Genomic DNA, 23,074 nt, shown 5'->3' on the forward strand with positions numbered 1-23,074 from the left:
GGGGCGCTCAGCTGCGCGAGAACATGGCCAGCATGCGGCGGGTCACCGCGAAGCCACCGAAGACGTTGATGCTGGCGAGCAGGATCGCGACCGCGGCCAGGGCGGTGATCGCCGTGTCACCGTGCCCGATCTGCAGCAGCGCGCCGACCACGATGATTCCGGAGATCGCGTTGGTCACGCTCATCAGCGGGGTGTGCAGGGCGTGGTGCACGTGCCCGATCACGTAGTAACCGATCACGATCGCCAGTGCGAACACCGTCAGGTGCACCTGCAGGGCTGCGGGCGAGGCCGCGATCAGGGCGAACAGCAGCGCAGCGGCCGAGAAGGTCAGGCCCAGGCGGCGCCCGGTCGACATCGGCTCCTTGGGTGCCGCGGTGGCCACCGGGGCCTCGACGGCTTTGGCCGGCGCGGCCGAGACCTGCACGGGCGGCGGCGGCCAGGTCGATTCGCCGTCGCGCACCACGGTCATCGACCGCTGCACCACGTCGTCGAAGTCGAGTACCAGCTGGCCGTCCTTGCCGGGCGTCAGCAGCTTCATCAGGTTCACCAGGTTGGTGCCGTAGAGCTGCGAGGCCTGTGCGGGCAGGCGGCCGGCCAGGTCGGTGTAGCCGATGATCGTCACCCCGTTGGCGGTGACGATCGCCTGGTCGGCGACGGTGCCCTCGACGTTGCCGCCGTTGGCCGCGGCCATGTCGACGATCACACTGCCCGGCTTCATCGACGCCACCATCTCGGCGGTGATGATCTTGGGCGCGGGCTTACCCGGGATGAGTGCGGTGGTGACGATGATGTCGACGTCGGTGCACTGGTCGGTGTAGAGCTGCGCCTCGCGGGCCTTGTAGTCGTCGCCCATCTCCTTGGCGTAGCCGGTGGCCGACACCTCGGCTTCGGGGTCTTCGATCGACAGGTACTCCCCGCCCAGCGAGCGGACCTGGTCGGCGACCTCCGGCCGCGGGTCGGTGGCCCGCACGATGGCACCCAGGCTGCCGGCGGCGCCGATCGCGGCCAGTCCGGCGACGCCGGCACCCACCACCAGCACCTTGGCCGGCGGCACCTTGCCCGCCGCGGTCACCTGGCCGGTGAAGAACCGGCCGAAGGCGTGCGCGGCCTCGACCACGGCCCGGTAGCCGGCGATGTTGGCCATCGAGCTCAGCACGTCCAGGGACTGGGCGCGCGAGATCCGGGGCACCGCATCCATGGCCAGCGCCGTGATGGGCCGCTTGGACAGGTCTTCGACCAGTTCGGGGCGGAGTGCCGGCGAGAGCAGGCTGACCAGCGTGGCGCCCGGCTTCAACCCGTCGAGTTGCTCGGCGGACGGCGCGTTGACGCCGAACACGATGTCGGCCTTGCGGGCATCGCCGATGGTGGCGCCGGCCTCGATGAATGCCGCATCGGAGAACGACGAGGCCTCGCCCGCGCCGGAATCCACGACCACGTCGTAGCCGAGTTTGGTCAGTGCAGCGACCGTCGTCGGCGTTGCCGACACACGCGTCTCACCGGGCTGCGCCTCGGATAGGACACCGATATTCATGACGTAGCTCTCCACATTCGCATCTCTTCGCCGTCGTCGCGGCGATTTGCAGACGTCTTCTTCCCCTTGTTACCCGCCAGTAGCTTAGGGGCCGACAAAAAGGGATCGAGGCAGCATACCGTGCGAGCGTCTCAGGCCGACACCGCACGTTGGTCCAACGGCGCGAGCATGTCGATGACGTCGATCACCGCTGCTCGCGCCACCACCCGCGGAGACTGGCGGTCATCGACCAACGCGGCCATCACCGAACCGTCGACCATGCAGACCAGCGCGTACGCCATCTCGACCCGGGCGATCCGCCCGGAACGCTCGACCGCTTCGGCGACGACGTCGGCCCGCTGGTGCAGGATGCGGCGCTGGATCTCACGCAGCGCGGGCTGCCGGGCGCAGACGATGTACCGCTCGTAGCGGGAGATGAGTTCTTCGGCGATCCGCGGGTCGGCGTCCTCGCCCACCAGCAGCTCTACCAGGATGTCGGCGGTGGTGTCGGCGCTGCGACGGCGCCGGGACAGGCTGGTGATGCGGGCGCGCAACTGGGCGACTTCGAGCATCCCGATGTGTTCCACGGCATGGGTGATCAGGTCTTCGAGGGTGTCGAAGTAATAGGTGGTCGATGCCAGCGGCAGACCGGCCCGCTGCGCGACGGCGCGGTGCCGCACCGCCTCGAAGCCGCCTTCGCGCAGCAGATCGGCGGCGGCGCTGATCAGCGCATACCGCCGACGCTCACCCTTGGGCGTCACCGCTGTCATCACATCTGGAGATGCTGCCAGCCGCGGTAGCTCCGCATCATGGGTTTCGGCCTTTTCGGACAAACCGCGGCCCGCTGGCATGATTGCCGCCATGCCGGAGGTGAGTCGACGAACGGTGCTGCGGCTGGGGGCTGTGGTGGGTGCCGCGGGGGCGTTGGGCTGCACCGCGCCGCTGGGTTCCCGGCGGGCTCAGGCCGCCCCGCCGCAGCCGACCATGGTCACCGGTTCGTTCACCTCGGCCGCCCGAGGCGGGATCGACACCGACTGGGCGATCGCCCGGCCACCAGGCCAGACCGGTGCCCTGCGGCCGCTGATCGCACTGCACGGCAAGGGCAGCGACGCCGCGACCGTGATGGCGGGCGGGGTGGAACAGGGCCTGGCCGAGGCCGTCGATGCGGGACTTCCCCCGTTCGCGGTGGTGGCCGTCGACGGTGGCGGCAGTTATTGGCACCGGCGCGCGTCGGGTGAGGACTCGGGCGCGATGGTGACCGACGAGTTGCTGCCGTTGCTGGCCGAGCAGGGCCTGGACACTTCCCGGGTGGGCTTCATCGGCTGGTCGATGGGTGGTTACGGCGCGCTGCTGCTGGGTGGCCGGCTCGGCCCGCGCCGGACCGCTGCGATCTGCGCGGTGAGTCCCGCGCTGTGGCTCTCCCCCGGGGCGACGGCACCGGGTGCGTTCGACGGCGCCGCGGACTTCGCCGCCAACTCGGTGTTCGGGATGCCCGCGCTCGGCTCCATACCGATCCGGGTGGACTGCGGTACGGACGACCCGTTCGCGTCGGCGACCCGCGCCTTCATCGACCAACTGCCCAACCCGCCGGCCGGCGGCTTCTCCCCGGGCGGGCACGACGGGTCGTATTGGAGCTCTCAGCTGCCGGCCGAGTTGACGTGGCTGGCCCCGCTGCTGACCGCGTAGCCACCTTCGGGATTTCCGCAGACGTGGCCGTCCGCTTCCGCGCAGGCGACTGAAACCATTGTCCGCCAATGAATTTCCGGTCATGACATCGGTCTGTCCGGACCGGAAACGCAGCAACCCCCACCCGGCGTCGCCGGGCGGGGGTTGCCGTGGTCACGTCACTGGCAGAGCTTGCCCAGCGTGCTGATGTGCGAGTCCAGGTCGCGGCCGAGTTGCTCGCGTTCCGAGTTCGGCTGCCCGACAAGGTAGCTGAGGTTCAGGCGCTCGAGTGCGCCGGCCATCTTCTGGGCGGCGTCGGTCACTTCTTCCGGCGCGGCCGGCTCGGCTTCCACGCGGCCCCGCAGGTAAGCCGCACCCGCGGTCAGGGACAGCCGTGCATTGGCGGCCACCGCAAGCTGCGCGACCGGGTTTTCCGGGTCCGGGTTCTTCATGTGCATGTTGTTGGCCACTGCCTGACGGGCCATCACCACGGCACTGCAGACGTCCTTCTTGGCGTCCTCGACCTGCTGACCGCTGAACTTCGCACTGCTTGCGCCACCCGAGGACGGGTGCCACAGGCCGGCCACGGCCGCACCGCCGATGAGCCCCGCGACCAGTCCGACCACCGCCGCGATCAGCAGCGGGCCGCGACTCGACGGTGCCGGCGCCGGAGGCGGCGGCGGAGCCGGTCGCCGCTTCGGCTTGTCAGCACTTTTCGCAGGAAGCTCCTGCGTCTGCTCTTCGGTGGAATCCGGCTGCGTCTCGTCTGACATGCCCACCACAATAGCGGTAACCCCGTCCGGTCAGATCTGGATCTTCCCTTCGGCGGCGGCGGCTCCGATGTCGGTGCGGAAGTGACTGCCCGGCAATCGAATTGCATCGACGATGCGGTAGGCGTCGGCGCGTGCGGCGCTCAGGTCGCTTCCGGTGCCCACCACCGACAACACCCGCCCGCCGGCGGACACCACGGCTCCGTCGTCGCGTCGCGCGGTTCCGGCGTGCAAGACCCCGTCCGCCTCGGCACCGGTGATCACATCGCCGACGCGGGGCCTGCCCGGATAGTTCTCGGCGGCCACCACCACCGTCACCGCCGCGCCGTCGCGCCAGCGCAACGCACCGAATTCACTCAGCCCGCCGGTGGCCGCGGCGTGCAGCAACTGACCGAGCGGCGACTCCAGCAGTGCCAGCACCGCCTGGGTCTCCGGGTCGCCGAACCGGCAGTTGAATTCGACCACCGCGGGTCCGGTCGATGTCATCGCCAGTCCCGCATAGAGCAGCCCGGTGAACCGGCTACCCCGGCGGACGAGTTCGGCGGCGACGGGCTCGACGACGTCGGCGACGATGTCGGCCACGGCCTGCCGGGACAGCCAGGGCAACGGCGCGTACGCACCCATGCCACCGGTGTTGGGGCCGCTGTCTCCGTCACCGACCCGCTTGAAGTCCTGTGCCGGTAGCAGCGGCACCACCGTGGATCCGTCGACGACACAGAACAGTGACAGCTCGGGGCCGTCGAGGAACGATTCCAGCAGCACCGGATGTCCGGAGTCGAGCAGGCCGGCGGCGTGGGCGCGGGCCGCCGCCCGATCCGGGGTCACCACCACGCCCTTGCCGGCGGCCAAACCGTCGTCTTTGACCACCCATGCCGCCTCGCCCGCATCCGGACCGAACCGGTTCAACGCCGCGTCCAGGTCGGCCGGGCTGTCGACGATCTCCGAGCGGGCGGTGCGCACCCCCGCGGCGGCCATCACGTCTTTGGCGAATGCCTTGGAGCCCTCGATGCGTGCGGCGTCCTGTGAGGGTCCGAAACAGGCGATACCCGCGTCGCGGACCGCGTCGGCGACGCCGAGCACCAGCGGCACCTCCGGCCCGATCACCACCAGATCGGCTTCCACCTCGCGGGCCAGTGCGGTGACCGCCGGGGCAGAGGTGATGTCGATGTCGCGTTGCTCGGCGACGGCCGCGGTGCCGGCATTGCCGGGTGCGATCACCAGGTGATCGACTTTGGGGTCGGCGCGAAGGGCTAAGAGCAGCGCATGCTCCCGGGCACCGGAACCGATCACCAGGACGCGCATGGGCGCCACTCCTCTCTGAGTTCGCCTCGCATGCTCGTCGGCGGGGCGCGAGACAAAGGATATATAAGGAGAGAACCCCGCACGCGCCTGCGCGTGCGGGGTTCTCGACTGACTGTCGGGCCGGAGTCACCGGCGGCCTCCCGCGCCGCCGGTGCCGCCGCGGCCGCCGGTCTGCCCGGTGTTGGACGAGCCGTTGGTTCCGGTGCCGCCGCTCTTCCCGCCGATCACCGCGCCGCCGTTGCCGCCGGCACCACCCTTGCCACCGAGGTTGCCGCTGTTGGCCCCTCCCGGGTTGGGGCTGGCGGTGCCGCCGTTACCGCCGTCGCCGCCGGTGCCGCCGCCCAGGCCGCCACCGCCGCCGTTGCCGCCGCGACCGCCGGCACCGGCGGTGCCACCGGTGCCCTGCGTGGTGCCGGCCCCACCGTTGGGCTGTCCGCTGGTCGACGAGTGGCCGACCTGGATGTTCGGCTGGTTGAGTCCACCACCGTTTCCGCCGTCGCCACCGTTGCCGCCGTACCCGTCGATGCCGCCGGAGCCACCGGCACCACCGGCACCGCCGTTACCGCCCTTGATGCCGTTGATCGGACCGGAGAGGTTCCCGCCGTTGGTGTTGGTGCTGTAGTTCGGCCGACCCCAGACGATCGTGCCGCCGTCACCGCCGTCACCGCCGTCACCGCCGTCACCGCCGCGGCCGTCGCCGCCGTTGGCCACCGAGGTGGCCGCACCGCCGACGCCGCCGTTACCGCCGTTACCGCCGTTGAGTCCGGCCCCGGTGTTGCCGGCACCGCCGTCACCGCCGTCGCCGCCTTCGCCGGCGTGGTAGCCGGTGCCACCGTTGCCACCGTTGCCGCCGTTGCCGGCGCTCGGATAGTCCTTGTGGTTGGTCGGGTCGATGAAGATCGGGCCGACGCCGTTGTCGCTGGCATCCGTCGGGCTCATCCCCCGGCCACCGACACCGCCGGCACCACCGTCACCGCCGTCTCCGAGGCGGCCGTTGACGCCGCCACCGCTGGTGGTTCCGCCGGCGGCGCCGTTACCGCCGTTACCGCCGCTACCGCCGTTACCGGCCGGGCCGATGTGGATGGAGCCGGTGTTGCGTTCGATGGAGTTGCCGGACTTCTGCAACTGGTGGTCGAACATGCCGCCCTTGCCGCCGGTTCCGCCGGCGCCGCCCGCACCACCGTTGCCACCGTTGCCGGCATCGCCGTTGGTGGCGTTGCCGCCGATACCGCCGTTGCCGCCGGTGCCGCCGACGCCGCCGTTTCCTGCGGCCCCGGGAAGCTCGGAGTTGTTGGGGCCGGGGGTGCCGGTGTGCTCACCGGCCGAGCCCAGACCGCCGGCACCGCCGGTGCCGCCGTCGCCGCCGTGACCGCCGTTGCCCATGATCGAGCCGCCTTGGCCGCCCTTGCCACCGACACCGCCGTGGCCACCGTGGCCACCGGTGTTGAGGTTGGTGGCCGCGGCACCGTCTGCGCCACTGCCGCCGGTACCGCCGATACCGCCGTTGCCGTGGTCGCCGCCGTTGCCACCGTTGCCGCCGGCCCCGCCGTTGGCGCCGGTCTGGCCGCTGTTGGTCGGCGGGGCGGGCGGCGTGTAGCCGGTGCCACCGGTGCCGCCGTTGCCGACGATGTAGTCCGGGGTGCTGCCCGTCGTGCCGGCCTTGCCGGAGCCGTTCGAGCCGGTGCCGGCGGTTCCTGCCGCCCCGCCGTGTCCGACATTGCCGCCGTTGCCGCCGTTGCCGCCGGTGGTGTGGGTGGCGATGCCGGTGGCGCCGTTGCCGCCGTTGCCCGGGTCGGCACCGTTGCCGCCGTTGCCGGCGTCACCGCCGGTGCCTTGGGTTCCGGCGCTACCGGTTGCGTTGTTCAGCGTTCCCGCCGCACCGCCGTCACCGCCGTTGCCGCCCTTGCCGCCGTCGCCGCCGTGGCCCCCGTGGCCGCCGTTGCCGGAACCGTTGTTGGCGAAAGTTCCGGTAGCGCCGTTGTTTCCGAGGCCGCCGACGCCGCCGTCGGCCCCGTTGCCACCGTTGCCGCCGGATCCGGCGCTGCCGGCTTCGGTGCCGCTGGCGCCGCCGGCACCGCCCTTACCGCCCGATCCGCCGGTTCCCCCGGTGCCGCCGGCCGCCCCGGGGGCCACGCCGTTGATGCCGCGGGCGCCGGTGCTTCCGTCGCCGCCGTCACCGCCGTTGCCGCCGTTGCCGTGGTCACCACCGTTGCCGCCGAGACCACCGTTGCCGCCGTTGGCGCCGGCGATCGCCTGGGCGTCGGTGGCGGCGTCGTAGCCGTTGCCGCCGTTGCCGCCGTTGCCGACGACGCCGGTGATCTCGGTACCGGCCGTGCCGTCCCGGCCGGCGCTGCCGGTCCCGGTCGCTCCGCCGGTGCCGGCTTCGCCGCGGTTGCCTGCTGCCCCGGCGGTACCGACGTTGCCACCGTTGCCGCCGTTACCGCCGGCAGGGTGGGCGGCGTCGCCGTCCTTGCCGTCGCCACCGTCGCCGGGGGTGCCGGCGTTGCCACCGTCGCCGCCGTCGCCGCCGTCGCCGTTGGCTCCCGCGGTGCCGCCGGGCACGGTGGAGGCGCCGCCGTTGCCACCGGTGCCACCGGCGCCGCCCTGGCCGCCGTTGCCGCCGTTGCCGGCATGACCGCCGTTGGTGCCTGCTGCGGCGTCGGCATCGGTGGCTGCGTCGTAGCCGTCGTGGCCGGTGCCGCCGTTGCCGCCTTGTCCGCCGTTGCCGCCTTGGCCACCGGTGCCTCCGACGACACCGGTGCCGCCGTTACCGCCGGCGCCACCGACTCCGCCGTTGCTTCCGCTTTGGCCATCGGCACCGGCGGTCGCACCGTTCAAGCCCTGGTAGCCGGCACCACCGTCACCGCCGTCGCCACCGTTGCCGCCGTCGCCCTGGGTGCCGTCGAGTCCGCTCGCACTGCCGTCGGCGTTCAGTCCGCCCTTGCCCGCTGCACCGGCATTGCCGCCGTTGCCACCGTCGGTACCGGCGGTGCCGTCGACTCCCGGGGCGGTGCCCTGGGTTCCGTCGGTGCCGTCAGCACCGTCGCCGCCGTTACCGCCCTTGCCACCGGTACCGGCTTCGCCATCGGCCCCGTCGGCCGCCTGACCACCGCGGCCGCTACCACCGGCACCGCCGACACCGGCATTGCCACCGGCGCCACCGGCTTGGCCGGCTTCACCATGGATGGAGGTGTTGCCGTCGCTCAAACCATCACGGCCATCGCGGCCGTCGGTGCCATCAGCACCGTCCCCGGCGTCACCACCGACACCACCGAAGCCCTGCCGACCATCGGTTCCCGCGACACCATCAGCGGCCCGGACCCCGTCTCCGGAGAGTCCACCGCGACCAACTGTTCCGGCCTCGCCACCGGCGCCACCGTCGCCGCCGGCACCGCCACTGCCGCCGTTGCCGCCGGCCAAGCCGTCACCGATCTGCTCGAAACCATTACCGCCCTGGCCGCCGGCACCCCCGTCACCGCCATCGCCACCATCACCGGCAGCACCACCGATGCCACCGGCGCCGGAGTTGCCATTACGGGCACCCGCACCTGCAGCACCACCGTTGCCGCCCGCGCCACCATTGCCACCGCGGTCACCAGCCGTGCCGTCTTCACCGACGCCACCGTTGCCACCGTTGATCGACGACGCGGTGCCTTCAGCGCCATCGGCACCGACACCACCCTGGAGTCCCGCAGCACCCGACAGACCGGCGCCGCCTGCACCACCGGCACCACCGTTGCCGCCATCACCCTGCAGGCCACGCGCCTGGCCGTCAGCGGTCAGACCACCGAGGCCACCCGAACCACCGGCGCCACCGTTGCCGCCGGCAGTGCCATCGATTGCACCCGCAACACCGTTGGCGCCATCAGCACCCCGACCACCGGCACCACCGTTACCGCCGGAACCCGCGAGACCGTCGGCACCATCAGCCGCTTGACCACCGCGGCCACTGCCACCAACACCACCGACACCGGCATTGCCACCGGCGCCACCGGCTTGGCCGGCTTCACCGTGGATGGAGGTGTTGCCATCGGTCAAACCATTACGGCCGTCGGCACCGTCGGTGCCATCAGCACCGTCACCAGCAGCACCACCAACACCACCAACACCTTGAACGCCGTCAGTTCCCGCGGCACCGTCGGCAGCCCGGACCCCGTCACCGGAAAGCCCCCCACGACCCACGGTCCCGGCCGCACCACCGGCGCCACCGTCGCCGCCGGCACCACCACTGCCGCCGTTACCCCCGGCCAGGCCGTCACCGGTCTGCTCGAAACCATGACCGCCCTGGCCGCCGGCACCACCATCGCCGCCGTCACCGCCGTCACCCGCAGCACCACCGACGCCACCAAGACCGGCGACACCGTCGCGGGCACCCGCGCCAGCAGCACCACCGTTGCCACCCGCACCACCATCGCCACCGCGTTCACCATCGGTGCCGTCTTCACCGACGCCACCGTTGCCACCGTTGATCGACGACGCGGTGCCCTCAGCACCGTCGGCACCGACACCACCCTGGAGTCCCGCAGCACCCGACAGACCAGCGCCGCCGGCACCACCGGCACCACCGTTGCCGCCATCACCCTGTAGGCCACGCGCCTGGCCGTCGGCGGTCAGGCCACCGAGGCCACCCGACCCGCCGGCGCCACCGTTGCCACCGGCAGTGCCATCGATCGCACCCGCAACACCATCGACACCGGCCGCACCGGCGCCACCACTGCCGCCATTACCGCCGACACCGGCCTCACCGTCCGCACCATCGGCAGCCTGACCACCACGGCCCGAACCACCAACACCACCGACACCCGCATTGCCACCGGCGCCACCGGCCTGGCCGGCTTCACCGTGGATGGAGGTGTTGCCATCGGTCAAACCATTACGACCGTCGGCGCCGTCGGTGCCATCAGCACCGTCACCGGCATTACCGCCGACACCACCAAGACCCTGCCGGCCATCGGTGCCTGCATCACCATCAGCGGCCCGGACCCCGTCTCCGGAAAGCCCCCCACGGCCCACGGTCCCGGCCACGCCACCTGCGCCACCGTCGCCGCCGTCGCCACCACTGCCGCCGTTGCCACCGGCCAGACCGTCACCGGTCTGCTTGAAACCATTACCACCGCGGCCGCCGGCACCACCATCGCCGCCGTCGCCACCGTCACCGGCAGCACCACCGACGCCACCAAGACCGGCAACACCATCACGGGCGCCCGTGCCTGCGGCACCACCGTTACCACCGGCACCACCATCGCCACCGCGGTCGCCATCGGTGCCGTCGCCACCGACGCCACCATTGCCACCGTTGATCGACGACGCGGTGCCTTCAGCACCATCGGCACCAACACCACCCTGGAGCCCCGCAGCACCCGACAGGCCAGCACCGCCTGCACCACCGGCACCACCGTTGCCGCCATCACCCTGCGATGCCCGGTTCACACCATCGGCCGCTAGACCACCCAGACCACCAGCACCGCCGGCACCACCATTGCCACCGGCAGTGCCATCGATTGCACCCGCAACACCATCGACACCATCAGCACCCCGACCACCGGCACCACCGTTACCGCCCACACCGGCATCACCATCGGCACCATCAGCAGCCTGACCACCCCGACCGCTACCACCAACACCGCCGACACCGGCGTTACCGCCGGCGCCACCGGCCTGGCCGGCTTCGCCATCGACGGAGGTGTTGCCGTCGGTCAGACCATTACGGCCGTCGGCACCGTCGGTGCCATCGGCACCGTGCCCGGCGTTACCGCCGGCTCCGCCGAAGCCCTGCCGGCCATCGGTGCCCGCGACACCGTCGGCCGCCCGGGCCCCGTCACCGGAGAGACCGCCGCGGCCCACGGTTCCGGCAAGTCCACCGGCACCACCGTCACCGCCGGCACCACCACTGCCGCCGTTGCCGCCGTCGAGACCGGCGCCGGTCGGGGCGGTACCGTTGCCGCCGTTTCCGCCGGCACCACCGTTGCCGCCGTCGCCGCCGTTGCCGGCTGCACCACCGGCGCCACCGGCACCGGAGTTGCCGTCGCGGGCACCGGTGCCGGCAGCACCACCGTTACCACCTGCGCCACCGTTGCCACCGCGGCCGCCATCGGCACCGTCTTCGCCGGCAGCACCATTGCCGCCGTTGGGCGAGAGGGCCGTCCCGTTGCCACCGTTGGATCCGGCGCCACCGTTTGTCCCGGCGGCACCCGACAGGCCGGCGCCACCGGCTCCGCCGGCACCACCGTTGCCGCCATCACCCTGCAGGCCACGCGCCTGGCCGTCAGCGGTCAGACCACCCAGACCACCAGCACCGCCGGCACCACCATTGCCACCCGCAGTGCCGTCGATTGCTCCGATGACCCCGGCCAAGCCGGCAGCTCCGGCTCCGCCGTTGCCGCCGTCACCGCCGATACCCGCGAGGCCATCGGCACCGTCGGCCGCTTGACCACCGCGGCCGCTGCCACCGGCACCGCCGACACCGGCATTGCCACCGGCGCCACCGGCTTGGCCGGCTTCACCGTCAACCGAGGTGTTGCCATCGGTCAAGCCATCACGGCCATCGGCACCATCGGTGCCGTCGGCACCGTCCCCGGCGTTACCACCGACACCACCAACGCCTTGGGCGCCGTCGGTTCCCGCGGCACCGTCGGCAGCCCGGACCCCGTCACCGGAGAGTCCACCGCGGCCCACGGTTCCAGCCGCGCCACCGGCACCACCGTCGCCACCGGCACCACCACTGCCACCGTTGCCACCGGCCAGACCGTCACCGGTCTGCTCGAAACCATTACCGCCCTGGCCGCCGGCACCACCGTCGCCGCCATCGCCACCATCACCGGCAGCACCACCGACACCACCGAGGCCGGCAATACCGTCACGGGCACCCGCACCGGCGGCACCACCGTTACCGCCCGCACCACCATTGCCACCACGGTCACCGGCCGTGCCGTCGCCACCGCGGCCACCTGCCGTGCCATCGATCGACGACTCGGTTCCATCGACACCGTCGACCCCGGCACCACCGTTGGTCCCGGACCCGCCATCGAGACCGGCACCACCGGCTCCACCTGCACCACCGTTGCCGCCATCACCCTGTACACCACGCGCTTGGCCATCGGCGGTCAGGCCACCCAGACCACCAGCACCGCCGGCACCACCATTACCACCCGCAGTGCCATCGACCGCACCCGCAACACCATCGACACCAGCAGCGCCAGCACCACCCTGGCCACCGTTGCCGCCGGCACCGGCGTCACCATCGGCACCCGCACGAGCACCGGCACCACCCGCCGCGCCACCAGCAGCTGCCTGGCCACCGGCACCGCCGGCGCCGCCGTTACCGCCGTCGGCACCGACCACACCGCCATCGGCACCGGCGCCTCCGGCACCGCCGACGCCACCACTGCCGCCGCGACCACCATCGCCATCGACACCGGCAACGCCGACAGCCGAACCCCCGTAACCAGCCGCGCCCCCCTGGCCGCCTCGGCCACCATGCGCCCCGTCACCTCCGGCGCCACCCACGGCACCGTCGAGGCCCGCCCCGACCACGCCGGTCAGACCACCGCTCACACCCGCAGCACCGGCGCCACCACTACCGCCGGCACCGCCGACGCCACCGGCGCCACCCGCGCCGCCGATCCCGACGAACGACGACCCCGCACCACCGTTACCGCCGTTGCCGGCGTTGCCACCGGCCACACCATTGCCACCGGCGCCGCCGGCGACAGCGGCATCGGCACCGTTGAGTCCGGTCCAGCCGTCACCACCGCGGCCACCGTTACCGCCGTTACCCCAGGCACCCATCCCGAACGAGTCCTGCGCCTGGCCCGACGACCCACCGTTGCCGCCGTCTCCGCCGGCCAAGAACGCGGTACCCGCACCACCGGCACCACCGTCACCGCCGTTGCCCCAGTGCTCACCACCATGGCCACCGTTACCACCATCGGCACCCAGGCCACCTGCGCCACCGTCACCACCGTTGCCGATACCCCCGGCCAGACCACCATGACCGCCGGCGACACCCTCGATGGTCGAGTTCCAGCCGTTTCCACCGTCACCGAACCACAACCCACCGGTCTGACCATCCGGATTGAACTCCGTACCGTCGGCACCGTTGCAGATCAACCCACAGGCACCCTCGGTCCATGGCGCGAACAGATCGTTGATCATGCCGTTGACGCTCTGCCCCAGATCGGAGTTGATCCAGTCCTGCAACACGTCGTGCAACGGCAGGTAGAACGTCTCCTGCCACTGAATCGCCTGATCGGCGTCGAAAACCCGGTCCAACGCACCGGTGAACGTCCAGGCCGAGATATCGAGCGGATTGAACTCCGAGGCATTGTCGCTCGGTCCGACACCGAACCAATCCCAGAAGTCACCGGAGCCGAGCTCGTCGGCATGAGCCTCGGCCGGAGTCACCGCCGGCATCAGTCCAAAGGTTAGAAACGCGCCCACCGCGGTGGATGCTGCGAGCACTCCACGTCCCCGCGTCCGACCGTTGACCTTGCTGATGCGCTGACGAGCCACGTCCTACCCGCTCCCGAAATTTGACCTGCCCCCAAGCTGAGGATGCGGAAAGTTTCCGCAAAGACGGAAGCTACAGAGACTGAGTGGACACGCCAACTTAAAGTCGGATATAAGTGCGCGATGGGAGACGCCACGACGTTAACCGCGGGTTAAATCCGCTGGTTGCGCCTGATTATCCAATGATGTCCATCACAATGGACTAATTGAGTGACAATCACCATAGTCTTATTAATAACAAGCTGGGTTATCCCTTATGAAAGCCCGGCTACGCCGCCTTGTTTGAGACTCACAGTCCACAGTCCCGACCGGATAGCGCCATATCGGCAGCCGATGGCGATCGATGCGTCCACCGGGCAGGACGATCGTTGAATCCTTGTTGTCCCCGGTCAACACCGGTCAACGACAGGCAAAGACGAGCCCGGCGCCGATTCCCCGCCTGGCCGCGATCACGGACGAACGAATCCCTAGCACGCGCCCCGCTGCGCACACCCGGCTCTCAGCTTCACCGACAGCGCCGAGACGCGGCTCAGCTCTTCGTCACCATCGCATGCAACTCGTCGATGGACCAGGGCGCAGCGCTCTGGTGATCGCGGTACCCGAGCACCGCGGGAATCTGCCGATCGAAGCGGCCGACGAAACCCCCGGACGCCAGGAACACCGCGCCCGTCACCCCTGCCGCCAGGTCGCCGGCCAGGTACGCGTACAGCGCGGCGACGTACTCGGCGGGAGCCGGGTTCAGCGACGCGGCCATACTGACGTCGTCGAGCAGACCGCGGGCGTGCAGGTCGCGGATGTGCGCCTCGTAGTCGCTACCGGTGGACAATCGGGTCTTCGCACCGGGGCAGACGACGTTCGCGCGCACACCGTATTCGCTGAGTTCGGCGGCGATCGCGACGGTCAATGCGTTGATCGCCCCTTTCCCGGCGGGATAGCCGGTGCCCCCGTAGTCGCCGAGGAACGCCACCGAACCACTGTTGACGATCGACCCGCGGCGCTGCTCGACCATGATGGGGGCCGCCGCGCGGCAGGTCTGGAAAACGGTGCCCAGATGCGCGTCGATCAGATCGTGGAACTGCGCGGTGGACACCGTCAGAATCGACGATCCGGCCGGTTCGGCGACACCGGCGCAGTTGATCAGGACGTCGACACTGCCGTACTCCTCCCGGCAGGCCTGCATCAGCGCCACCGCGTTCGCCTCGATGTGAGCGGCACCGGCAAGCCCGATGGCCCGCCCACCCGAACCGGCAATGGCGCCGACCGCCTCGTCGACTGCGTCCGGGTCGCGGCCGTTGACCACCACCCCGGCGCCGTTGGCCGCCAACAGTTCGGCCACCGCCCTGCCGATACCTCGGCTGCCACCGACGACGACGGCGCCCCGGGCGGCCGGCAGCGCGTCAGTCATGCACTTTTTTACCGGCGTGCATCTGGACCGCGTCGTTGACGTTGGCCTTCTTGTCCTCGGCCGCACCCTTGGCGGCGGCCTTGCGGCGCCTGGCCACCACGGCGTCGACCGCGCCGTTGAGTGCCGAGCCCAGCGGGAATCCGAGATAGTGGGTCACGAAGAGCGCCATTTCCTTGAGCTCGGTCTCGGTGAGTTCGCCGTTGAGCAGCGCGGCATTGATCTGGATTTCGGCCAGGTCTCGATTGCCGACCGCGGTCACCGCGGTCAGCGTCATGATCCGTTTGTCGCGCATGGAAAGCCCCGGGCGGTTCCAGATGCTGCCGAACAGGTGATCGACGGTGAGGTCGAAGTATGGGTCGCCCTCGATGTTGGGCATCTCCCATCCGTAGACCTCATTCATCTTCTGCAAGCCTTTGCTACGCAGTTCGTCCATCGGTGGTCTCCTAGTCCTCGGAGTGCGGCACGCCCAAACCGGGTGCCAGTTCGGCCAGCGCGATCCTGGCCAGCGGTAGCTCGACGCCGGTGGCCTCTCCCAGCCCCAGCGCGAGGCCGAGGTCCTTCTCCCCCAGCCCGCGGGTGTGGGTGAAGGCGTCGTGCAGGAAGTGGTCCGGCGCCAGCGGCGCGGTGGAGTCCAGCAGCATGATCGCGCCGGGACCGCCGGTGAGCGCATCGGTGTGACGTACCACCCGGCCCAACGCCTGCAGGTCGAGACCGGCCGCCTCGGCCAGCTTCATCGCCTCGCCGGCAGCGGCGTAGGCGGTGAACGTCAACATGTTGCGCGCCAACTTCATCCGGGTTCCCGCGCCGGGTTCGCCGGCGTGGATCACCAGCGACGCCCAGCATTTGAACGCCGGCTTGATCTGCTCGTAGACCGCCCGATCGGCGCCGACCATGGTGGCCAGCTGGCCCTTGTCGGCGGCCCCGCCGCCACCGCTGACCGGCGCATCGACGACGTGGATGCCCTGCGGCCTGAGTTCGTCGGCCAGCTCCGCGGCGGTGGTGTCGGCGATCGTGGAGTGGATCGCGAACACGGTGCCCGGCTTGGCGGTGGTCACCAGTTCGGCGACCACCTGACGGACCTGGGCGTCCTCGAGCACCGTGATGCTGATGATGTCGGCGTGAGCGCCGACGTCGGCGACGCTGTCGGCGGACTTGGCCCCGGCCTCCACCAGGGGTGTCATCGCGTCGGTGCGCACGTCGAATACCGTGACGCCACCGGGCCAGTCGACCAAACGCTTGGCCATCGGCGCGCCCATGTTGCCGAGCCCGATGTAGCCGAGCCGCGGGGTTTCGGTCACGTCACTCATGAGCGGATGATCTGTCCGCCGTCGACGTTGAAGATCTGTCCGGTGATCCACGACGCCTGATCCGACAACAGGAACAGGCACATCGGCACCAGGTCCTCCGGCGTGCCCATCCGGGCCAGCGGCAGCTGCTGCACCATCTGCTTGACGATGGCCGCCGGGGTGGTGACCCGGTTGGCCTCGGTGTCGATCGGCCCGGGCGCGATCGCGTTGATGCGGATGTTGCGCCAGCCCAGCTCGCGGGAGAGCTGCTGGGTCAGGCCGTTGACGCCGACCTTGGCCAGCCCGTAGAAGTTGGAGTAAACCCATGCCGCGGTGGAGGATTGGTTGACGATCGCGCCGCCGCCCCGCTTGGCCATGTGCTCGTAGACCGCGCGGGTGCAGATCAGCGCACCGTCGAGGTTCACCCGCATGAAGTTCTCGTAGTAGTCCCACGGCACGGTCAGCAGGCCGTCGAGCTTCATCCCGCCGAAGATCGCGGCGTTGTTGACCAGGTAGTCGATCCCGCCGAACTCCGCGACGGCGGCATCGGCCATGGCCTGGGCCGACTCCATGTCCGAGACGTCGACGCGTACCGCGATCGCCTTTCCGCCGTCGGCGACGATCTGGTCGGCTACCGACTTGGCACCGTCGACGTTGATGTCGGCGACCACCACCGCTGCGCCGTCGGCGGCCAGCGCCTGGGCGTAGGCCTGCCCGATCCCGCCGCCGGAGCCGGTGACGATCGCCACCTTGTCATCGAATTGCCCCATCAGGTTCTTCTCCTCTAGTTCGCTGCTGTCGCAATGGCTTTGGTCTCCAGGTACTCCTCGAACCCGGCGATCCCCATCTCCCGGCCGTTGCCGGACTGCTTGTAGCCGCCGAACGGCACATCCGCGGAGTACCAGACCCCGCCGTTGACGTTGACGGTTCCGGCCCGCAGCCGTGCCGCTACGCCGGCCGCCCGTTCGGGGTCGGTACCGAAGACGGTGCCGGACAGCCCGTAGGGCGAATCGTTGGCGATCCGCACCGCGTCGTCGTCGCCGTCGTGCGGGATCACGGTCAGCACCGGCCCGAAGATCTCTTCGCGGGCCACCCGCGCGTCGTTGCCCAGCCCGGCGATCACGGTGGGCTCGATGAAGAAGCCCTTGGGCTGATCCGCCGGCCTGCCGCCGCCGCAGGCGAACCGGCCGCCCTCTTCGATCGCCAGGTCCAGGTAGCTCTGCACCCGGTCACGCTGGCGCGCCGAGATCACCGGGCCGCAAACGGTTCCGGGCTTGGACGGATCACCGGGTTTGATCGAGCCCATGGTGCCGGCCGCGATCGCGACCGCCTCGTCGTAGCGGGCCCGGGGTACCACCAGTCGGGTGGTGATCGCACAGCCCTGACCGGCGTGCAGGCAGACCGAGAATCCCGCCACCGAGCAGGCCGCGGCCAGATCGGCGTCGTCGAGCACCAGGAACGCGGACTTGCCGCCCAACTCCAGGAACACCCGTTTGATGGTGGCGGCGGCATCGGCCATCACGCTGCGGCCGGTGGCCGTCGACCCGGTGAACGAAACCATGTCCACCCGAGGGTCTTTCGAGAGCATGGCGCCCAGGGAGTGGTCGGTGGAGGTGACGATGTTGACCACGCCGGCCGGGATGTCGGTCTTCTCGGCGATCAGCTCCCCGAGCACCGCCGCCACCCACGGCGTGTCCGGCGCGGGCTTGAGCACGACGGTGTTTCCGGCGGCCAGCGCCGGACCCAGCTTGGCCAGGTTGATCTGGTGCGGGAAGTTCCACGGGGTGACGGCGCCGACGACGCCGACGGCTTCGCGGACCACGCTGCGCTTGGTCGGGATGCCCAGCGGCTTGGCCAGGCCGAGATCCTGGGTCCACTCGTAGCTTTCGGCGGTGTCCGCGGCAAAGCTCAGATCGGCGATCGGGCCTTCCAGCTGGGCACCGGCGGTCAACATCCGGGGCGCACCCACGTCGGCGATCGTCAGCTCGCGCAGTTCCTCGAGGTGCTCACCCATGGCGTCGCGCAGCTGCCGGATGCCGCGTACCCGCAATTCGGTGTTGGTCGACCAGTCGGTCTCGTCGAAGGCTCGCCGCGCCGCGCCGATCGCACGGTCCATGTCGGCGGTGTCGGCGTTCGCCGCCTCACCGAGCACCTCTTCGGTCGCCGGGTTGATGGTGGCGTAGGCGCCCGCACCGCCGGCGGTCAGCTTTCCGTCGATGAACAGTCGGCTCAGGCCGTCAGCCAGTAAGGCCATCAGTTACTCCCAGAGAAATCGGACACTTGTCTGTTATTACCCGGTCGAACCCTAGCCGCAGAATCGCCGACCCCGCAACCCTGTCGGCTTGAAACCCTTATTTCCCAGCGGACTTGCCTAACAATTCGACTGTCAGCTACGTTGGACACGTGTCCAGCGAATCGGTGGCAGCAGTCACATCGACCAACGTTGCCGCCACGCCGCGCAACCGGCGCCAAGAGGAGACCTTCCGCAAGGTGCTGCGCGCCGGCGTGGAGATGCTGCGGGAGACCTCGTATGCGGATCTGACCGTGCGTGCGGTCGCCGCCCGCGCCAAGGTCGCCCCGGCGACGGCCTACACCTACTTCTCCTCCAAGAACCATCTGATCGCCGAGGTGTACCTGGACCTGGTTCGCCAGGTCCCGTACTTCACCGACGTCAACGAGCCGATGCCGAGCCGGGTCAACCAGGCCCTGCGGCACCTTGCCGTGGTGGTCGCCGACGAGCCCGAAGTGGCGGCGGCCTGCACCGCGGCACTGCTCAGCGGCAACGGCGATCCCGCGGTGCGCACCGTTCGTGACCAGATCGGCGCGGAGATCCACCGGCGCATCGTCTCGGCGTTCGGCCCCGACGCGGACGCCAAAAAGGTTTCGGCCCTGGAGATGACGTTCTTCGGCGCCCTGGTCAATGCGGGCAGCGGCGCCTTCACCTACCACCAGATCACCGATCGGCTGGCCTATGTGGTCAGTCTGATCTTGGAGTCAGGAGCCCCACGATGAGCCTGCAGACCGCTCCCCCGGTCCTCAACCCGTACGACTACGACTTCCACGAGGACCCGTTCCCCTATTACCGGAAGCTGCGCGACGAGGCCCCGGTCTACCGCAACGACGAACTCGACTTCTGGGCGATCTCGCGTCACCAGGACGTGCTGCACGGGTTCCGCAACAGTGAAGCCTTGTCCAACCGCGACGGTGTCTCGCTGGACCCGGTCTCCCGCGGACCGCACGCCCAGCTGGTGATGTCGTTTCTGGCGATGGACGACCCGCAGCACCTGCGGCTGCGCACCCTGGTGTCCAAGGGCTTCACCCCGCGCCGGATCCGCGAACTCGAACCCCAGGTGGTTCGCCTCGCCCGTCAGCACCTGGATGCCGCGATCCAGCCCGGCGCCGACGGCACCTGCTCGTTCGACTTCATCAACGACTTCGCCGGCAAGCTGCCCATGGACGTCATCTCCGAGCTGATGGGCGTGCCGGAAGCCGACCGGGCGCGCATCCGGGAACTCGCCGACGGCGTGCTGCACCGCGAGGACGGCGTGACCGACGTGCCGCCGTCGGCGATCCAGGCCTCGATGGACCTGATGACCTACTACAACGAGATGATCGCCGACTTCAAGAAGAACCCGGCCGACAACCTGACCTCGGCGCTGCTGCAGACCGAGATCGACGGCGACCGGCTCGGCGACCAAGAGATCCTGGCGTTCCTGTTCCTGATGGTGATCGCCGGCAACGAGACCACCACCAAACTGCTGGGCAGCTCCGTGTACTGGGGGCACCGCAACCGCGACCAGCTCGCCTCGGTGTTCGCCGACCGCTCCCGGATCCCGCTGTGGGTGGAGGAGACACTGCGTTACGACACACCCAGCCAGATCCTGGCGCGCACCGTGGCGCAGGACTACACGTTGCACGGCGTCACCATTCCCGCCGACTCGGTGGTGCTGCTGGTGCCCGGATCCGGGAACCGCGACGAGCGGGTCTTCGACGACCCCGACGAGTTCCGGATCGGCCGCGACATCGGCTCCAAGCTGCTCAGTTTCGGCAGCGGCGCCCACTTCTGCCTCGGCGCACACCTGGCCCGGATGGAGGCCCGGGTGGCGCTCGAAGAACTGTTCAACCGCATCAGCGACTACCAGGTCGATGAAGCCAACGCCGTACGGGTGCACTCCTCCAACGTGCGCGGCTTCGCCGACCTCCCCATCACCGTCAAGGAGGCATAAATGGCACGTTTCGACCCACCCCCGGCCCGCCGGCCGGCCATCGTCACCGGGGCATCCTCGGGTATCGGCGCCGCCACCGCAGAAGAGTTGGCAAGCCGTGGATTCCCGGTGGCGCTGGGCGCCCGACGCACCGAGAAGCTGGCCGACCTGGTCGGCAAGATCCGCGACAACGGCGGCGAGGCGGTCGCCTTCCCGCTCGACGTCACCGACGCCGACTCGGTGAAATCCTTTGTGGCCTCGAGCATCGACGCACTCGGCGAGATCGAGCTGCTGGTTTCCGGTGCCGGTGACATGAACCCCGGCCGTATCCACGAGCTGTCCACCGAGGCGTTCAACGACCAGATCCAGGTCCACCTGATCGGCGCCAACCGGATGGCCACCGCGGTGCTGCCGGACATGGTCGCCCGCCGGCGCGGCGACGTGATCTTCGTCGGCTCCGACGTCGCACTGAACCAGCGCCCGCACATGGGCGCCTACGGTGCGGCCAAGGCCGCCCTGGTCGCCATGGTGCACAACCTGCGGATGGAGTTGGAGGGCACCGGCGTTCGCGCGTCGATCGTGCACCCCGGCCCGACCCTGACCGAGATGGGCTGGAAGCTCTCCGCCGAACAGGTGGGGCCCATGTTGGAGGACTGGGCCAAGTGGGGACAGGCCCGGCACAGCTACTTCCTGCGCCCGCAGGATCTGGCCCGCGCCATCGCATTCGTGGCCGAGACGCCGCGCGGTGCGCACGTCGTCGATATGGAGCTGCAGCCCGAAGCCCCGCTGCACGACACCGCTCCCGATCGCCAAAACCTGCAACTGGGTGAGGAAGGAATGCCGTCATGACGACCACCGTTGAGGTCCCCCGCGTCTCCGGGGGCGAGGCCGAGCACGGTCACCTCGAAGAGTTCCGCACCGACCCGATCGCGCTGATGCAGCGGGTGCGCGACGAATGCGGCGACGTCGGCTGGTTCGACCTGGCCGGCCGCAAGGTGATCCTGCTGACCGGCGCCGAGGCCAACGAGTTCTTCTTCCGCTCCTCCGACGAGGACCTCGACCAGGCCGCGGCCTACCCGTTCATGACGCCGATCTTCGGCAACGGCGTGGTCTTCGACGCCTCCCCGGAGCGGCGCGCCGAGATGCTGCACAACACCGCGCTCCGCGGCGAGCACATGAAGCGGCACGCCAGCACCATCGAGCACGAGGTGCGCCAGATGATCGGGAACTGGGGCGAGAGCGGTGAAATCGATCTACTGGAGTTCTTCGCCGAACTCACCATCTACACCTCGACCGCGTGTCTGGTGGGCAAGAAGTTCCGCGACGAATTGGACGGCCGGTTCGCCGCGGCCTACTACGACCTGGAGCGCGGCACCGATCCGCTGTGCTACGTCGACCCGTACCTGCCGATCGAGAGCTTCCGCCGCCGTGATGAGGCCCGGGTCAAGCTGGTCGAACTGGTGCAGGGCATCATGAACGGCCGACTGGCCAACCCGGAGACCGACAAGAAGCGCCGGGACATGATCGACGTCCTGGTGACGATCCCCGACGAGGACGGCAATCCGCGGTTCTCCGCCGACGAGATCACCGGGATGATCATCTCGCTGATGTTCGCCGGCCACCACACCAGTTCGGGAACGTCCGCGTGGACGCTGATCGAGATGCTCCGCAACCCCGAAGCCCACGCCGCGGTGATCGCCGAACTCGACGAACTGTACGCCGACGGCAGCGACGTGAGTTTCCGTGCGCTGCGGCAGATCCCGAACCTGGAGAACGTGCTCAAGGAGACCCTGCGGCTACACCCGCCGCTGATCATCCTGATGCGGGTGGCCAAGGGCGAGTACGAGGTCTGCGGCTATCCGATCCACGAAGGCGACATGGTGGCGGCCTCCCCGGCGGTCTCCAATCGCATCGCCGAGGACTTCCCGGACCCGGACGCCTTCGTCCCCGAGCGTTACAACGAGCCGCGCGAGGAGGACGTGATCCACCGCTGGACCTGGATTCCGTTCGGCGCCGGTCGGCACCGCTGCGTGGGTGCGGCGTTTGCCACCATGCAGATCAAAGCGATCTTCTCGGTTCTGTTGCGCGAGTATGAGTTCGAGATGTCTCAGCCGCCGGAGACCTACCGCAACGATCACTCCAAGATGGTGGTGCAGCTGGCGCGGCCGGCCAAGGTCCGCTACCGCCGTCGCGCCAAGTAGGGATGCCGATATGGGTAGCTACCGAGTGAAAGTGGACCTGGACCTGTGCCAGGGCCACGCCATGTGCGAACTGGAGGCACCCGACTACTTCCAGGTGCCCAAGCGCGGCAAGGTCGAGATCCTCGACTCCGAGCCGCCGGACTCCGACCGACGCCAGATCGAGTTGGCGGTGCGGTCCTGCCCTACCCGAGCCCTGTCCATCGAAGAGATAAAGGATTAACA

16 protein-coding genes are annotated in these 23,074 nt (G+C 69.9%); 6 read left to right on the forward strand and 10 right to left on the reverse strand.

Going from position 1 to position 23,074, the window contains the following annotated elements; translation table 11 throughout:
• Positions 1–7: 7 nt before the first annotated feature.
• The gene (locus RCP38_RS16635) at positions 8–1,531 is read right to left on the reverse strand and encodes a Re/Si-specific NAD(P)(+) transhydrogenase subunit alpha (protein ID WP_308474022.1); all 1,524 of its coding nucleotides are present in this window, start codon (positions 1,529–1,531) and stop codon (positions 8–10) included.
• Positions 1,532–1,662: 131 nt separating this feature from the next.
• Positions 1,663–2,280 carry a TetR/AcrR family transcriptional regulator gene (locus RCP38_RS16640; protein WP_308477372.1) on the reverse strand — a complete coding sequence of 206 codons (618 nt, stop codon included), beginning with the start codon at positions 2,278–2,280 and terminating at the stop codon, positions 1,663–1,665.
• A gap of 79 nt (positions 2,281–2,359) precedes the next feature.
• Between RCP38_RS16640 and RCP38_RS16645 the strand changes: the two genes are divergently transcribed.
• Positions 2,360–3,196 (forward strand): alpha/beta hydrolase, encoded by an 837-nt coding sequence (locus tag RCP38_RS16645; protein ID WP_308474023.1) that lies wholly within the window; start codon positions 2,360–2,362, stop codon positions 3,194–3,196.
• Between the two features lie 158 nt (positions 3,197–3,354).
• Here RCP38_RS16645 and RCP38_RS16650 read toward each other — a convergent pair whose 3' ends face one another.
• The 8 genes from RCP38_RS16650 to RCP38_RS16685 all read right to left on the reverse strand — a co-directional run bounded on the left by RCP38_RS16650 (position 3,355) and on the right by RCP38_RS16685 (position 18,700).
• On the reverse strand, positions 3,355–3,948 hold the full coding sequence (locus RCP38_RS16650) for a hypothetical protein (protein ID WP_308474024.1): 594 nt from the start codon (positions 3,946–3,948) through the stop codon (positions 3,355–3,357).
• A 30-nt stretch (positions 3,949–3,978) separates the two neighbouring features.
• Positions 3,979–5,247 (reverse strand): phosphoribosylamine--glycine ligase, encoded by a 1,269-nt coding sequence (gene purD, locus RCP38_RS16655; protein WP_308474025.1) that lies wholly within the window; start codon positions 5,245–5,247, stop codon positions 3,979–3,981.
• 126 nt (positions 5,248–5,373) lie between these two features.
• Positions 5,374–13,659, reverse strand: coding sequence for a PGRS repeat-containing protein (locus tag RCP38_RS16660; RefSeq protein ID WP_308474026.1), 8,286 nt, complete (start codon positions 13,657–13,659; stop codon positions 5,374–5,376).
• A 625-nt stretch (positions 13,660–14,284) separates the two neighbouring features.
• Positions 14,285–15,160, reverse strand: coding sequence for an SDR family NAD(P)-dependent oxidoreductase (locus RCP38_RS16665; protein ID WP_308474027.1), 876 nt, complete (start codon positions 15,158–15,160; stop codon positions 14,285–14,287).
• Positions 15,153–15,593: a carboxymuconolactone decarboxylase family protein gene (locus RCP38_RS16670; protein WP_308474028.1), complete on the reverse strand. Its 441-nt coding sequence runs from the start codon at positions 15,591–15,593 to the stop codon at positions 15,153–15,155. Before RCP38_RS16670 ends, RCP38_RS16665 begins: the two co-directional genes overlap by 8 nt.
• Positions 15,594–15,603: 10 nt before the next feature.
• Complete coding sequence (locus RCP38_RS16675; protein ID WP_308474029.1) at positions 15,604–16,467, reverse strand: NAD(P)-dependent oxidoreductase; 864 nt, start codon at positions 16,465–16,467, stop codon at positions 15,604–15,606.
• Positions 16,464–17,216: an SDR family oxidoreductase gene (locus RCP38_RS16680; RefSeq protein ID WP_308474030.1), complete on the reverse strand. Its 753-nt coding sequence runs from the start codon at positions 17,214–17,216 to the stop codon at positions 16,464–16,466. Before RCP38_RS16680 ends, RCP38_RS16675 begins: the two co-directional genes overlap by 4 nt.
• 14 nt (positions 17,217–17,230) lie before the next feature.
• Entirely contained in the window at positions 17,231–18,700 is a 1,470-nt protein-coding gene (locus RCP38_RS16685) for an aldehyde dehydrogenase (RefSeq protein ID WP_308474031.1), read from the reverse strand.
• 149 nt (positions 18,701–18,849) lie between these two features.
• On the opposite strand from RCP38_RS16685, the gene RCP38_RS16690 reads away from it, so the two are divergent.
• The 5 genes from RCP38_RS16690 to RCP38_RS16710 are packed head-to-tail and all read left to right on the forward strand — an operon-like array spanning position 18,850 to position 23,072.
• Positions 18,850–19,458, forward strand: coding sequence for a TetR family transcriptional regulator (locus RCP38_RS16690; RefSeq protein WP_308474032.1), 609 nt, complete (start codon positions 18,850–18,852; stop codon positions 19,456–19,458).
• Positions 19,455–20,672, forward strand: coding sequence for a cytochrome P450 (locus RCP38_RS16695; RefSeq protein WP_308474033.1), 1,218 nt, complete (start codon positions 19,455–19,457; stop codon positions 20,670–20,672). Before RCP38_RS16690 ends, RCP38_RS16695 begins: the two co-directional genes overlap by 4 nt.
• Positions 20,673–21,500, forward strand: a complete 828-nt coding sequence (locus RCP38_RS16700) for an SDR family oxidoreductase (protein WP_308474034.1) — start codon at positions 20,673–20,675, stop codon at positions 21,498–21,500.
• Positions 21,497–22,852, forward strand: a complete 1,356-nt coding sequence (locus RCP38_RS16705) for a cytochrome P450 (RefSeq protein WP_308474035.1) — start codon at positions 21,497–21,499, stop codon at positions 22,850–22,852. The genes RCP38_RS16700 and RCP38_RS16705 overlap by 4 nt, the downstream gene beginning before the upstream one ends.
• A gap of 10 nt (positions 22,853–22,862) precedes the next feature.
• A complete protein-coding gene (locus RCP38_RS16710; RefSeq protein WP_308474036.1) occupies positions 22,863–23,072 on the forward strand; it encodes a ferredoxin in 210 nt (69 codons plus the stop codon).
• The last annotated feature ends 2 nt before the right edge of the window (positions 23,073–23,074 follow it).

The organism is Mycolicibacter sp. MU0083, from assembly GCF_963378075.1.
Taxonomy (GTDB): domain Bacteria; phylum Actinomycetota; class Actinomycetes; order Mycobacteriales; family Mycobacteriaceae; genus Mycobacterium; species Mycobacterium kokjensenii.

Bases quoted from the DNA above. Each gene is read 5' to 3' on its own strand.
- RCP38_RS16635 (WP_308474022.1), bottom strand. From the start codon at position 1,531: ATGAATATCGGTGTCCTATCCGAGGCGCAGCCCGGTGAGACGCGTGTG.
- RCP38_RS16640 (WP_308477372.1), bottom strand. From the start codon at position 2,280: ATGACAGCGGTGACGCCCAAGGGTGAGCGTCGGCGGTATGCGCTGATC.
- RCP38_RS16645 (WP_308474023.1), top strand. From the start codon at position 2,360: ATGATTGCCGCCATGCCGGAGGTGAGTCGACGAACGGTGCTGCGGCTG.
- RCP38_RS16650 (WP_308474024.1), bottom strand. From the start codon at position 3,948: ATGTCAGACGAGACGCAGCCGGATTCCACCGAAGAGCAGACGCAGGAG.
- purD (WP_308474025.1), bottom strand. From the start codon at position 5,247: ATGCGCGTCCTGGTGATCGGTTCCGGTGCCCGGGAGCATGCGCTGCTC.
- RCP38_RS16660 (WP_308474026.1), bottom strand. From the start codon at position 13,659: ATGCCGGCGGTGACTCCGGCCGAGGCTCATGCCGACGAGCTCGGCTCC.
- RCP38_RS16665 (WP_308474027.1), bottom strand. From the start codon at position 15,160: ATGACTGACGCGCTGCCGGCCGCCCGGGGCGCCGTCGTCGTCGGTGGC.
- RCP38_RS16670 (WP_308474028.1), bottom strand. From the start codon at position 15,593: ATGGACGAACTGCGTAGCAAAGGCTTGCAGAAGATGAATGAGGTCTAC.
- RCP38_RS16675 (WP_308474029.1), bottom strand. From the start codon at position 16,467: ATGAGTGACGTGACCGAAACCCCGCGGCTCGGCTACATCGGGCTCGGC.
- RCP38_RS16680 (WP_308474030.1), bottom strand. From the start codon at position 17,216: ATGGGGCAATTCGATGACAAGGTGGCGATCGTCACCGGCTCCGGCGGC.
- RCP38_RS16685 (WP_308474031.1), bottom strand. From the start codon at position 18,700: ATGGCCTTACTGGCTGACGGCCTGAGCCGACTGTTCATCGACGGAAAG.
- RCP38_RS16695 (WP_308474033.1), top strand. From the start codon at position 19,455: ATGAGCCTGCAGACCGCTCCCCCGGTCCTCAACCCGTACGACTACGAC.
- RCP38_RS16700 (WP_308474034.1), top strand. From the start codon at position 20,673: ATGGCACGTTTCGACCCACCCCCGGCCCGCCGGCCGGCCATCGTCACC.
- RCP38_RS16705 (WP_308474035.1), top strand. From the start codon at position 21,497: ATGACGACCACCGTTGAGGTCCCCCGCGTCTCCGGGGGCGAGGCCGAG.
- RCP38_RS16710 (WP_308474036.1), top strand. From the start codon at position 22,863: ATGGGTAGCTACCGAGTGAAAGTGGACCTGGACCTGTGCCAGGGCCAC.